We start from the raw sequence: 11922 nt of genomic DNA on the forward strand, positions 1-11922 counted from the left end.
CCTGGGTACCGCTTCAGGTGGTGCCGGCGGTAGCGCCGCCGCGTACGGGATGGCTGTGGTGCGGATGGCTGGGGTCTGTCGCCACCGCAATGATCTCGTCGAGGCGGGCGCGCACTGCTGTCAGGTCGCCGATCTGGCGGTCGATGCGGGCCCGTTCGGTGATGAGACTGTCGCTGAACCCGACAGGCGACTCGCCCTCGTTCATGCACCGCGGCAGAACCTCGCGAACGAGCCTGCTCGACAGGCCGGCAGCGTACAACTGCTGGATCATCCTGACCCGGGCGACCGCGCCCTCCGGGTACTGCCGCTGCCCGCCGCCGGTACGCGTGGCGCCGAGCAGTCCCTGCTCTTCGTAGTAACGCAGCGCCCGAACGCTGACCCCCGCCTGTTCGGCGACCTCTCCGATCCGCATCGCTCCTGCTTTCCGATTGAGCGTCGCGTCAGAGTTGTATCTGACGTGAGTGGGAGGTTTCAGCGTAGCTGACGTCGCCATCACGGGCCTTTCGTCTCGTCCGGCAGCAGCGGGCCAGATCCTGGTGAATCAGGCGGACACATGCCGGCTTGGCGCATGGCATCCGCGGACGCCACGCGCCACGTCGGCGGCCGGAAAGGGAGGGTCAGTGGCGGGGCAGGAGGGTGCGCAGGCGTGCGGTGTGCTCGTCGATGGCCTGAGGGCCGTTGCTGGTGAGCAGGCGAACGCCCTCCTCCCAGATGACCTTGGTGGCGGTCGGGTTGGTGGTCGTCTGCACCTGGTAGCCGGCGTCCCTGAGGGCTTCGTCGATGAAGTAGCCCATCCGCACCTTCTTGCCGGGGATCTTGAGGTAGCCGTTGCTGAGGACGAAGAGTTCGGCGGATTTGGCGACGGTGGTCACCCGCACGCCGTTGAAGGCGTGCTCGGGGTCGGTGACGACGGTGCCGTCGGGGCTCACCCGGTACTTGGCCGAGGCCATGGCGATGGGGGCGTGGCAGATCAGCGAGATCAGCACCCGATTTTCCCGCAGGGTGTGCAGGAGCTCGCCGAGCCAGGGGTTGTCGATGAAGTCGACCATGGGAGCGTGGCCGCCCGGCATGTGCACGAAGTCGAACGCGCCCAGGTCGAAGGAGTTCTCGGGGTCGCGGTGTCTGTGCACGAGCTGCTCGATGGACAGGTAGGTGTGCTCCGGCAGGTCCTGCATCGACTTGATCAGCTCGTCACGCAGCACCACGACCTCCTTGTCGCTGCCCGGCAGCGCCTCAGAAACGGGCACGCGGCCCAAGTAGCTGCGGGCGAGGGCGAGTTCGCTGTCCCGACGGGCGACGAGGTGGGGCCGTTTGGCACGGAAGGTGTCGGCATCGAAGCGGAATGCCTGTGCCGCGGTGGCCGAGACCGTTGCGGAGCTGAACTTGGCGCCGGCGTGCATCGACAGGGCCAGGCCGTTGATCTCGAGTTGCGGGACGATCCCGCCGGGGGTGGCGAAGGTGAAATCGTACGCGTCGCCGAATTCCTTGAGGATCTGCGCCAGTTCGACCAGGTAGAACCCGGTGGAGACGCCGGGGTGGCCTGCCGGTTCGGTGAGCGGGAGAAGAGCAGCCGACGGGATGACGATCAGTGCCTTGGGCTTGGACGAGGTGGGGGTGTTCATGGCGGGGCCTTCTTTTCGCTGTGCGAGCTGGGGGAATGGAGGGCGCGCTCCTCGGGTTGCGGACCGTCGCGCCGTGGGGAGCGATCCCTGGATGTCAGGCGGTGGGCGCGGCCGGTGTGTAGATCGTGGCGGGGTCCAGGGCGAGTTGTGCTTTGACCTGTGCGGAGAGCGGGTCGGCTATGACTTCGGACTGATTCGCCTCGACCCCGTCGAGCGCGGCCCTGACGATGTCGGCGGGGTCGTTCAACTCGAACGGGAACGACAGGCCTCGGGTCAGGCCGGTGTCGGTCGGCCCCATATACACGCCAGTGACCAGGGTGTTCTGGCTGGAGAGTTCGAGGCGGACACTGTTGGTCAGGCTCCAGGCAGCGGCCTTGGCCGCGTGGTAGGCGCCCCAGTGCCCGGAAGGGACCCACGAGGCCGCCGACAGGACGTTGACGATGGCCCCGCCGCCAGCCGCCTTCAGGATCGGGGCGAAGGCCCGGATCATGCGCAACGGGCCGTAGTAGGCGGTGTTCATCTCCTGTTCGATCGCGTCCAGGTCACCGCTGACCAGCTCGTTCATGGTGTTGATGCCGGCGTTGTTGACCAGCAGCGTCACGTCCGAGGCGGCTTTTGCCACGGCGGCGACGGAGACCGGATCGGTGATGTCGAGCGTGAGTACCTCCGCTCCGGGCAGATCAACGCTCTCGGGGTTGCGTGCGGTGGCGTACACCTTCGTCGCTCCCCGCTCCAGCAACTGGGTGACGAAGTGGCGGCCGAGGCCGCGGCTCGCACCGGTGACAAGGGCGACAGAGTTGGCGATGTGCATGGGGGTGGTCCTTCGCGTGGGTATGCCTCGTCGGGAGCGCCCTGATGGGCCCGACAACAGCCACGCTAGAACCTCACGCTAACGTCAGGTGCAAGTCTTTTCAGGGTGAGACCTCCGCGAGGAGACAGACGCCGCCGCCTCACGGTGATCCCCGCGCCGTCGCGCGGGCGGGCGGCGGCCGACCAGCAGCACCGGGCCGGGTGGCTTCAAAGCCTGGCCTGGGTGCGGGATTCGGAATGCTTGTCCGCTCCCGGCCTGCGGTGACTTCCGTGCGGCACGGACGCGACGGCGGCGCGGGGCGTGTAGAGCTGGGCGGAGGTGGTTTCCTCCCAGCCGCATGTCCGTCGATCCCCGCTGCCCAGCGTCTCCTCCAGCCCTTCGCGCTGTCGACTGCGGTCTTGATCGTCGTTCGCGGGCGATTCTTCTCGAGGCTCGCGAGCCGCAGGATCACCTCATGTTGTGCCATGCCGGGCGTCGGTGGGGTGGCGGGTGACAAGGAGTTGCCAGGTCAGTTCGGCCATCTCGTTCGGTGTGCGGGGGCTGTCGCGTTGGAGCCAGTCGGTAGCCACGCCGAGGAGGGCGCCGGCGGTGAATGCGGCGGGTACGTCGTGGGGGATGTCGGTCGTCGAGACGCTGTCCGGCGCAGCGCCGGCGTTGAGGCGCACCGTGACGTGGACGCTGGCGCAGATTCGGCTGCGGATGTGGTCGATGACGCGGGCGCTGCCCTGCGGTCCCAGGAGGCTGCGGTAGAGGCCGGCGTGTTCGGCGAGGTTCTCGAAGAACGCGACGAGTGAGCGGGCGGGTTCCGCATCCGGGGCCGCCAGCGCGGGGTCGAGGGCGGGGAGGGACTCGATGAGGGTGTCGATCGTCGCGGTGCAGGCGGCCTCGGCCAGTTCGTGCACGTCCCGGTAGTGGTCGTAGAAGGTCGTGCGGTTCACCCCGGCCTGTTCCGCCACGTCCGCCACGCTGATCTGCCCCAGGTCCTGCTCCTCGACGAGCTTGATCAGCGCTCCCTGCAGGGCCGCATGAGTACGCCGTACGCGGCGGTCGCCGGCCGGCGCGTTCCGTCGAGACGTGGTCATGGCCCACACTCTACCTAACCGACAAGTGTTGGTTTTCCTACTAGTGTCGGATACCATGTTGTCTGAAGTGGACCTTCCGGTCGAATGACGAACCCCCATGAAGCTCACCGTGGACGAACCCAAGTGCGTGGGCGCCGGGCAGTGCGCCCTGATCGCCCCGACGTCTTTGATCACCGGGAAGAAAGGAGACATCGTCGTACTGCTGACCGAGGCTCCCGGGGACTGGAGGAGGCAGCCCTTGGTACCGCAGGACTGATCTGCCCCGCCGGGTTCCACCCGCAAAGGGCTGAGAGCGCGGACGACGGTCCCAGTTCGAGATTGCGGGTCGACATCAGACCCGCAAATCCCCCACGAGGCGTTACCAGCAGACGATCGCTGCGGCGCCGGAACAGACAAGGAGTAGTGCAATGCAGGGACTCAACGGAAAGCGCATCGTCGTCGCCGGAGGTGCCTCCGGGATCGGCGCGGCCACCGCCGAGCGGCTCGCGGCCGAGGGCGCGGCGGTCGTGGTCGGTGACGTCGACATCGACGCGGCCGAGGCCACCGCCAAGCGCCTCACCGATACCGGCGCAACGGCCCTCGCCGTCGAGTTCGACCTCGCCGATGAACGTTCGGTACGTGCCCTCGTCAACACCGCCGTCTCCCACCTCGGCGGAGTCGACGGCCTCTACAACGTCGCCGCCGACGTCTCGGCGGAGACCTTGGGCCGTGACGGCGACCTGCTCGACATGGACCCGGCCATATGGCGGCGCACCCTCGAAGTGAACCTGATCGGCTTCGCACTCACCAGCCGCGCGGTTCTCCCCCTGCTGCTGGAACAAGGCGGCGGCGCCATCGTCAACACCTCCTCCCTCGCCGCGCACGTGGGCGACCACCAGCGTGCGGCGTACCAGACAAGCAAGGCAGGGATCAACGCACTCACCCGACACATCGCCTCCCGCTGGGGCAAGCAGGGCATCCGCTGCAACTGCGTGTCTCCCGGAGTCGTCTTGACCGAATCCGCGCAGAAGATGGCTCTGAGCCCGGAGGCGCTGGAGTTCACCCGCATGACACTTCCCAGCCCCCGCTTCGGCAAGCCGGAAGACCTGGCCGGCACAGTGGCGTTCCTCCTGTCCGACGACGGCGAGTGGATCAACGGGCAGGTCTGGTCGGTCAACGGCGGCGCGATGCTCCGCGAGTAGCGACCACGAAGCCCTGCGAGCTCTTGGGCCTGCTCACGGTTTTGATCGTGAGGTTGAGACAGGTCTTGGCCCAGTCGACGAGGGTGCCGGCGCAGGCGCGGTCGGGTACAAGTAGTTGCGCTCGAAGTCCGCGCAGCCTGCGGTCGCCGTCTCCAGGCCGCCCGCGCTCGTGTCGACCAGGTGGGCCGCAAAGACGGCGCGGCCCTCAGCCTCCAACGCGTCCAGCTCGTGGTCTTCGTGCTGTACGTGATGTCACGGACCCGGGAAACGCCGCCGGCTACGTCCAGACAGGGTTCGAGGGCATCTCGAACCCGGCTCAGTCCGTCGGCAACTTCTTCACCTGGCTCGCTGACCAGGCTGAGTAGCCCCCCCACCCCTTACGCCCTTCCTGGAGCTCATATGATCCGCCACCTGATCCTCTTCAAGCTCAACGAGGGCGTCGAGCGCGATGACCCGCGGGTCATGAAGGGTGTGGACGCCCTCCGCGCGCTCGACGGCAGCATCAAGGAGATCCGCTCCTGCGAGCTCGGCTGGAACTTCACCGACCGCCCCATCGCCTACGACTTCGCGGCCAACTTCGCGTTCGACGACGTGGACGCGCTGCACACGTACTTCGAGCACCCGGACCACCAGGCGGGCGTGGCGCTGTGGCGCGAGATCGCCACGTGGATCATCGCCGACTACGAATTCTGAGCCGTCCGCCGAACTCTCGAAGGGTACGGCCGCGCCTTCCCCGCACTCGCACGGTGCGGGGCTTTTTACACCCGCTGCGCCTCCTGTCTTGAACTCTCGCTTAATAGCCGGAGCTGACGTGACGCCGGGTGCGACGGGCGTGAGATGCAGCGGACCGAACGGCCTGAGGACGGTGCCGGGGCGGGGAGTCCCGCAGGTGCCGACCGGGATCAGTGCTCGGTGTCGGCCTCAGAGGCGGCCGCGTCCCGGTTCTGGCTCGCTGCCCAACTGGCCAGCAGCTTCAGGGCGTCCGCGGCCAGGGTGCCGGGGTCGGCGCTGTACACGGTGATGGACAGCCCCTCGTCGCCGGGCAGGGCCAGCGACTCGTGCACCAGCTCCATCATGCCCACTGCCGGGTGGTGGAACTGCTTGGTTCCCTCGGTGAAGACGTGCACGTCGTGCGCACCCCACATGGTGCGGAACACGTCGCTGCGGGTGGACAGCTCACCGATCAGGTTCGACAGCTCCCGGTCGTAGGGGTTCTTGGCGACCTCGACCCGCAGCACCCCGACCCCGTCGCGGGCCACGCGTTCCCAGTCCGGGTAGAGCCGGGTGGCGCGGGGGTCGAGGAAGACGAACCGGCAGGTGTTGGCCGGCTCCATCTCGAACACCTCGCTGTGCAGGGCGCGGGCGAGGGGATTGGCCGCCAGGATGTCCATGCGGTTGTTGCGCACATACGCCGGCTGGTCGTGCAGGCCCTCGACGATGCGCAGCACACTGGGCCGCACGCTGGCCTTCTTCGGGCGGCGCCGGATCCGGGCCTCGCTGGTGTTGGCCGCCCGGGCCAGGGCGTAGAGGTGATCCCGCTCGGTGTCGTCCAGCCGCAGGGCCTGGGCGAGGGCGTCCAGGACGCTGTCGGAGACCCCGGTGAGGTTGCCGCGCTCCAGGCGCGTGTAGTACTCGACGCTCATCCCGGCGATCATCGCGACCTCACCGCGGCGCAGCCCGGGCACCCGCCTCTGCCCGTACACCGGCATACCCGCCTGCTCCGGTGTGATCTTGGCGCGGCGGGACTTGAGGAATGCGCTGACTTCGGCCCGGTTGTCCATGGAGCCCAGCGTAGGAAAACGAAGCGATCAGTGGGGGTCCCTGTCAGTACCCCTCACCGCAGGGACTCCCATGAACTCCGCCCTTGTCATAAAGAACGTCATCGACGCCCGTCTCTTGCCCGAGAGCCATGGTGTACGCCGACACGCAGCACCACGACCGCCGAAGACAAGGGGCTCGAGACCCTGCCGAACGCGTACCGGACCGTCAGGTGAACTGACCCCGCACACGGGCTGCCCCGCGGCGGACCAACGAACGGGCGGTCGGCGCAACGTCGGCCGACCGGAAACGCGACAACCAAACCCCAGGTCGTGACCTGGGGTTTCTCCGTGGAGTAGGTGATGAGAAACGAACGATGCCCTACTGCAGAAGCGACGGCACGACGCTGTTGGTGATATTGGCGACCAGTGCGTCGGGTGAGCGGTCCACCAGGCCATTGACCAGGCGCTGTTGGCCTGAGGGCACCGCACTTTTGGTCTTCGCCGCAGACCACATCGCCGGTGCACTCAGCTCCAACCTGACGCTCGCGCTGGTCGGCCGGTTCGCCGCGGTGCGGAAAACAGCAAATACCTCCCGCTCACCCATCGCAGGATCGCGGGCGCGCCAGCTTCCTCGAACAGTGTCGAAAGCTGAGCCGCTAGGGCCCTGACGCCCTCATGGCACGCAGCGATCCCTGCATCCAGTGCCTCACGCGCGTCGAGGCCGGGGCGGCGTGCCCCCCGTGAAGGCCAAGTGGTGCGTCCTGACTTCGCAGGCACGGGCCTGCGAAGTCCACTACACCCTCGGCAGGAGCGGCCGCACGGCAATATGATCTCAGATAAGATGGTCTTGTTTCATACAATCCCACTCCGTACAGTTGGGCTAGCGGGTGGCGCGCGTCCCGAGGCGACCGCATTGCCCGGCATCGTGAGAGCGAAATTCCGGAGGAACACGTTGGCATCCGCACATCAGCAAGGTCTCGCCGAGGCACAGACCCACGACGTCTTTGCGCAATTCATCGACGATGAGTGGCTGGCCACGACAGGGGAGGACGCGATCGACCCCGAGCGGCCGATCGTCGACCCGCACCACCACATATGGGCGCCGCCCAAACCGTTGTACGGCGTCGAGCAGCTTCTGTCCGATCTGAACGGCGGTCACAATGTGCGCGCCACCGTCCATCTCGAGGCGTACGAGGGCTGGTACGAGGACGGCCCGGAGCATCTGCGCGCGGTCGGCGAGACCCAGCACGTGACCATGCTCGGGGAGCGCTTCTCCGCACCGGGAGGGACCGAGATCGCCGCGGGGATCGTGGGACATGCCGACCTGACGGTCGGCGCGAAGGTCGCGGAGTTGTTGGACAGGCACATCGAACTCGGTCAGGGCCGATTCAAAGGTGTACGGGCGAACCTGAACTGGGACGAGGACGTCGACATCGCCGGCGTCCCCATGGTGAAGGACCTGTCGGACTCGCCACGGTTCCGGGAGGGCTTCGCCCTCCTCTCGCCGCGGGGACTGGTGGTCGATGTCTTCGCGTACTACACCAACCTGCCTGTCGTCGCGGATCTGATGAAGGCCTTCCCCGAGACGCCGGTGGTGCTGAACCACTGTGGCGGCCCGCTCGGTCGGCCGCCCTACACCGACCGCCCCGAGGAGACCTTCGCCCAGTGGCGGCGGAACATCGAGATGATGGCCCAGTTCCCCAACGTCCACATGAAGATCGGCGGCCTGGCCAACCCCTTCTTCGGTCCCCTGATCCCGGCAGGTCTGCGGGAGCAGCCGACGGCCCCGACGTCGCAGCGCCTGGCCGAGCTGATGCGGCCCTACGTCGAGGCCTCCATCGACGCCTTCGGTCCGCAGCGCTGCATGTTCGAGAGCAACTTCCCCGCCGACAAGCCGTACTGCGACTACGTGGTCCTCTGGAACACCTTCAAGCGTCTGGCGTCCGGCTATTCCGAAAGTGAGCAGGACGATCTGTTCGCCGGAACCGCGGCCCGCTTCTACAGCATCACGCTCTGACCGCCGCACCCCCACGCTTAGGAGAAAGACATGACCACACAGCCCGACAACCGGCTTGACGAGGGACGCGACGTGGCGTCCTCGATGCTGGACGACCAGACCGCGCGTGCCGTATCCGGCACGGCGGAGACCACGGGGTTCGGCCGCGAACTGGCGGACCTGGCACTGGAGGCGGTGTACAACAGGCTGTGGACCCGGCCCGGGTTGAGCGCGCGGGACCGCAGTCTGGTCACTGTCAGCATGCTGATCGCCCTGCGCGCCGCCGACGAGTTGCGCCTGCACTTCCCCGCGGCGCTGCGCAACGGCGTCACCCAGGAGGAACTGGAGGAAGTGGTGTACCAGTCATCCGGCTATGCCGGCTTCCCCGCCGCTCACCACGCCTTCGGCATCGCCCGCGCAGTGCTCCCTGCGGCGACGCCGACCGAACAGGAGGCGACGGCCTGACGCACACCGGAGTTCAGGGCCGCTTGGACGAGGCTGTGATCGCGGTCACCGGCGCCGCCGCTGGCATCGGCGCCGCGATCGCCCACCGGCTCGCCACAGAGGGGGCGATCGTCGCCGTCGGCGATCTGAATCTCCCGGGAGCCGAGCAGGTGGCCGATGCCATCGGCACGGCCGGCGGCACGGCCGTCGCGCGCCTGGTGGACGTATCGATCGAAAGCGCGGTGAAGGACTTCCTGCACGCCACGGCCGAGGCGTACGGAAAGCTCGACGGGCTGGTCAACAACGCGGCGGACGTCAGCGCGGCGACCATCGGCGCGGACACCGACGCGGTCACGACGCCCGACCACGTCTGGCAGCGCGCCCTGGCCGTGAACCTCACCGGCTCCCTCTACGCCATCCGTCATGCCGTACCGCTCATGCTGGAAAGAGGCCGCGGAAGCATCGTCAACATCGCCTCCGAAGCGGCCTTCAGAGGGGAACCGACGCGGATGGCCTACGCCGTGAGCAAGGCGGGACAGGTCGCGTTGTCCCGTAACACCGCCAGCCGATGGGGCCGCCAGGGCATTCGCAGCAATGTGATCGCTCCGGGACTGATCGCCACCGACGCCATCCAACGCAACCTGACCGAAGAAACCCGTAACGAGATTCTGGCCGCATCGGCGAGTTCTCGGCTCGGTGAGCCCGACGACATCGCGGCGCTCACGGCGCATCTGCTCTCCGGCGACGGAGCATTCGGGTCAACGGAGGAGTCAGCTTCACCTGATACCCGTGTACCACTCGCGGGTCCGGGGACTCTGTTCCCGGACCCGACCCGGTCTTCGGGGACCAGGATTCAGATGCACGACCCCGTCATCGTCATACCCGCCTCCTCGCACGCGGCATCGAGCTGGAGCAGCAACCCCCGAAGCTGACCGAGCTGTTCCTCGCTCATGCCCGGCACCGCCTCCACGGCCAGCCGACCCTTCGAAACTCGGTCATGGATATCCCGACCGCGATCCGTGGCCACCGGAATACTGACGCGTCGATTACCCGGATCGGCCAGCCGCTCGATCAGGCTCTGGGACTCCAACCGGTCGAGGACCGCCACCAGCGTGCTCTTGTCGATGCCGATCCGCCTGGCCAGCTCGACCTGACTGCGCCGCTCCTCCAGCAACACAGCGGTGAGCACGATGTAGTCCCGCAAACCGCCGCGCAGCCCGGCCTCCCTGGCGACCTCATCCACGCCGCCTCGCAACCGCTGCCCGTTGCGCTGCAACAGCCAGATCAGGTCGGACTCGAGTTCACCACGATCAATCGCCACGCAACTATCTTATGCCAGACCGTATCGAGTCGAACAGAGAGGCGGAGATGGCATGCTGGCGGCGCCAAGGCCGACCTGAGGACGGGGTGCGGATCTGGCTGCCGAACCGGCAGGGGGATGACGGTGCCCATCACCAGGGATAGGTCGCAGGCCGGAGCTCGAACCTAGCAGCCCGGCTACAACAAGCGGCTGCACAAGGCCACCGTCTGATGCGAAGCGTCAACCGGATCCTGGCCACCACCTTGGTCTGGAGCGACGACGTACGGGTCGTGGACTCCCCTGGTTCAATGCGGCCGCTCCCGCGAGACCGTCAAACGCTCCGACCTGGCAGGCTGGGCCGAGTACGGCTACTGCGCCAGCCACAGCCGCTTTTTCTGGGGCCTGCGCCTGCACCTGGTGTGCGCCCTTCAGTGCCTGCCCATAGCCTTCGTCGTCCTGACCGGGGCCAGACGAACGCGAGAGCCTCTTCGGCCTCCTGGCCGCCGAACGGCTCGCGCCGACAGGTCAGACGATCTTCACCGTGGACACCCGCCGACGACCAGCGTGAGTATTCCGCCCGCCCCTCACACCAGACCCGTAACCTGCAACTTCACGATGCACAGCGCTCACCTGGGCGCGTCCCACCCGTAGAGTCCTCCGCAGCTGCCGAGTTCGGCGAGACGTGATGTCCGCCACAGGCGGCAGCGCACAAACGGACACGACGGCGCGTCGTTGCGCGACACGCACCAGAGGCTCGGCCCTGGTGGAAAGCGACACGACCCGCGGGGGACACGATCTCTGCTGAAACAAACCTGCTACGCCGCCTGTTCCTGCTGTCCCAGGACGGCAGACGCCGCCCGGTGAAGCGCTCCACCGAGCGCATCGACCTCGGCCGCCCGCACCAGCTCGCCCATCGGCTGCTCTCCATCTCCGAGCGGCACCACGTCGAGGCCGAGCACGACCCGGTGTACGGGCGCGCCCGGGCCTGGATCCGCCCCCGCGCCAAGGGCCGGCCGATTATTGGCAGGGACCGATATACAGGAGTCGGAAGTTGTGCAGGAACAGAACCCGGCCAGCCGCTCTGCCGAACTGAGGGTCTGGCGGCACCAGAAGGGCGGCGCTGGTCGGGCTGCCGGGGCCCTGCGTGGGCGCACCGGAGCAGGACCGGAACGTGCCAGGCCATGACGATGTCGGCCGCTTGCCAGGCGGCGCCCTGCGGAGACTTCCAGCGAGGCCCGGTCCGTCCTCGGTCAGTCTTGGCCCTGCGGTCCGACGAACTGCATGTCCAGGTGAAGCTTGACGACATCGCCATGAGCCCGGCGCCGAAGTCCAGTCCAGCGGGGACGATCACCGAGCCGGAGACGGGCGTTTGAGTGAGGAGTTTCCTGCCGATTGCGGGGATCTCCGCGCCTTGGCCGGCGTGGCCGATCACAAACACGTGGCCGGCGTCGGGGGCCGCGCAGCCGGGCCACCTCGATCCCGGCGGATGCCTCATACTCCGGCCTTCCGGCCGCCTCCAGGCGGATGCGATCAAGGAGGGCGGCCGGAGTGGCGGGGTGCAACGCCGTACGCGGTGTGTGTCAACTCGGCTTCTGCACGCTTGGTTCGCGTCCCCCGAGGCGGTACCGGGTCAGGGGGTCGTATGTGGGGGTCCTTCGTGCGGGGGAGTCCGAGCAGTGCGTCTGAGCGGTGCGGCTGAGCAGTACGTCTGATCGGCACGTCCGGG

General features: G+C 67.6%; 13 protein-coding genes and 2 pseudogenes. 7 read left to right on the forward strand and 8 right to left on the reverse strand.

What is annotated here, in order from left to right:
- Window positions 1-13 precede the first annotated feature (13 nt).
- From AB0I18_RS49855 to AB0I18_RS49870, 4 genes are all read right to left on the reverse strand, one after another.
- A complete protein-coding gene (locus tag AB0I18_RS49855) occupies window positions 14-412 on the reverse strand; it encodes a MerR family transcriptional regulator (protein WP_363112501.1) in 399 nt (132 codons plus the stop codon).
- Window positions 413-617: 205 nt separating this feature from the next.
- Entirely contained in the window at window positions 618-1622 is a 1005-nt protein-coding gene (locus tag AB0I18_RS49860; protein WP_363112502.1) for a hypothetical protein, read from the reverse strand.
- A 94-nt stretch (window positions 1623-1716) separates the two neighbouring features.
- Window positions 1717-2433 carry an SDR family oxidoreductase gene (locus tag AB0I18_RS49865; RefSeq protein WP_363112503.1) on the reverse strand — a complete coding sequence of 239 codons (717 nt, stop codon included), beginning with the start codon at window positions 2431-2433 and terminating at the stop codon, window positions 1717-1719.
- Between the two features lie 452 nt (window positions 2434-2885).
- Window positions 2886-3515: a TetR/AcrR family transcriptional regulator C-terminal domain-containing protein gene (locus tag AB0I18_RS49870; protein ID WP_363112504.1), complete on the reverse strand. Its 630-nt coding sequence runs from the start codon at window positions 3513-3515 to the stop codon at window positions 2886-2888.
- A 97-nt stretch (window positions 3516-3612) separates the two neighbouring features.
- Between AB0I18_RS49870 and AB0I18_RS49875 the strand changes: the two genes are divergently transcribed.
- Window positions 3613-3771, forward strand: a complete 159-nt coding sequence (locus AB0I18_RS49875; RefSeq protein WP_363112505.1) for a hypothetical protein — start codon at window positions 3613-3615, stop codon at window positions 3769-3771.
- 151 nt (window positions 3772-3922) lie between these two features.
- A complete protein-coding gene (locus tag AB0I18_RS49880) occupies window positions 3923-4696 on the forward strand; it encodes an SDR family oxidoreductase (RefSeq protein ID WP_363112506.1) in 774 nt (257 codons plus the stop codon).
- A 1-nt stretch (window position 4697) separates the two neighbouring features.
- Here AB0I18_RS49880 and AB0I18_RS49885 read toward each other — a convergent pair.
- Window positions 4698-4811 (reverse strand): annotated as a pseudogene (locus AB0I18_RS49885) (IS5/IS1182 family transposase); the annotation flags it as partial.
- Between the two features lie 284 nt (window positions 4812-5095).
- Here AB0I18_RS49885 and AB0I18_RS49890 point away from each other — a divergent pair.
- Entirely contained in the window at window positions 5096-5389 is a 294-nt protein-coding gene (locus tag AB0I18_RS49890; RefSeq protein WP_150478744.1) for a Dabb family protein, read from the forward strand.
- Window positions 5390-5598: 209 nt separating this feature from the next.
- On the opposite strand, the gene AB0I18_RS49895 is transcribed toward AB0I18_RS49890, so the two are convergent.
- Window positions 5599-6477, reverse strand: coding sequence for a helix-turn-helix transcriptional regulator (locus AB0I18_RS49895; RefSeq protein WP_363112507.1), 879 nt, complete (start codon window positions 6475-6477; stop codon window positions 5599-5601).
- 358 nt (window positions 6478-6835) lie between these two features.
- On the reverse strand, window positions 6836-7060 hold the full coding sequence (locus AB0I18_RS49900; RefSeq protein WP_363112508.1) for a hypothetical protein: 225 nt from the start codon (window positions 7058-7060) through the stop codon (window positions 6836-6838).
- A 348-nt stretch (window positions 7061-7408) separates the two neighbouring features.
- On the opposite strand from AB0I18_RS49900, the gene AB0I18_RS49905 reads away from it, so the two are divergent.
- Genes AB0I18_RS49905 through AB0I18_RS49915 form a run of 3 tightly spaced genes read left to right on the forward strand, consistent with a single transcriptional unit; the run spans window position 7409 to window position 9828 of the window.
- Window positions 7409-8473: an amidohydrolase family protein gene (locus tag AB0I18_RS49905; RefSeq protein ID WP_363112509.1), complete on the forward strand. Its 1065-nt coding sequence runs from the start codon at window positions 7409-7411 to the stop codon at window positions 8471-8473.
- Between the two features lie 30 nt (window positions 8474-8503).
- Window positions 8504-8917, forward strand: a complete 414-nt coding sequence (locus tag AB0I18_RS49910) for a carboxymuconolactone decarboxylase family protein (protein ID WP_363112510.1) — start codon at window positions 8504-8506, stop codon at window positions 8915-8917.
- Between the two features lie 23 nt (window positions 8918-8940).
- Entirely contained in the window at window positions 8941-9828 is an 888-nt protein-coding gene (locus AB0I18_RS49915; protein ID WP_363112511.1) for an SDR family oxidoreductase, read from the forward strand.
- Here the strand turns inward: AB0I18_RS49915 and AB0I18_RS49920 are convergent.
- A complete protein-coding gene (locus tag AB0I18_RS49920; RefSeq protein ID WP_363112512.1) occupies window positions 9750-10217 on the reverse strand; it encodes a MarR family transcriptional regulator in 468 nt (155 codons plus the stop codon). The two genes, AB0I18_RS49915 and AB0I18_RS49920, sit on opposite strands and share 79 nt — an antisense overlap.
- Window positions 10218-10490: 273 nt before the next feature.
- Between AB0I18_RS49920 and AB0I18_RS49925 the strand changes: the two are divergent.
- Window positions 10491-10619 (forward strand): annotated as a pseudogene (locus tag AB0I18_RS49925) (IS982 family transposase); the annotation flags it as partial.
- Window positions 10620-11922: the final 1303 nt, after the last annotated feature.

Source organism: Streptomyces sp. NPDC050704, from assembly GCF_040654355.1.
GTDB lineage: Bacteria > Actinomycetota > Actinomycetes > Streptomycetales > Streptomycetaceae > Streptomyces.

Bases quoted from the DNA above. Each gene is read 5' to 3' on its own strand.
- AB0I18_RS49875 (WP_363112505.1), top strand. From the start codon at position 3,613: ATGAAGCTCACCGTGGACGAACCCAAGTGCGTGGGCGCCGGGCAGTGC.
- AB0I18_RS49870 (WP_363112504.1), bottom strand. From the start codon at position 3,515: ATGACCACGTCTCGACGGAACGCGCCGGCCGGCGACCGCCGCGTACGG.
- AB0I18_RS49880 (WP_363112506.1), top strand. From the start codon at position 3,923: ATGCAGGGACTCAACGGAAAGCGCATCGTCGTCGCCGGAGGTGCCTCC.
- AB0I18_RS49890 (WP_150478744.1), top strand. From the start codon at position 5,096: ATGATCCGCCACCTGATCCTCTTCAAGCTCAACGAGGGCGTCGAGCGC.
- AB0I18_RS49860 (WP_363112502.1), bottom strand. From the start codon at position 1,622: ATGAACACCCCCACCTCGTCCAAGCCCAAGGCACTGATCGTCATCCCG.
- AB0I18_RS49865 (WP_363112503.1), bottom strand. From the start codon at position 2,433: ATGCACATCGCCAACTCTGTCGCCCTTGTCACCGGTGCGAGCCGCGGC.
- AB0I18_RS49855 (WP_363112501.1), bottom strand. From the start codon at position 412: ATGCGGATCGGAGAGGTCGCCGAACAGGCGGGGGTCAGCGTTCGGGCG.
- AB0I18_RS49910 (WP_363112510.1), top strand. From the start codon at position 8,504: ATGACCACACAGCCCGACAACCGGCTTGACGAGGGACGCGACGTGGCG.
- AB0I18_RS49895 (WP_363112507.1), bottom strand. From the start codon at position 6,477: ATGGACAACCGGGCCGAAGTCAGCGCATTCCTCAAGTCCCGCCGCGCC.
- AB0I18_RS49900 (WP_363112508.1), bottom strand. From the start codon at position 7,060: ATGGGTGAGCGGGAGGTATTTGCTGTTTTCCGCACCGCGGCGAACCGG.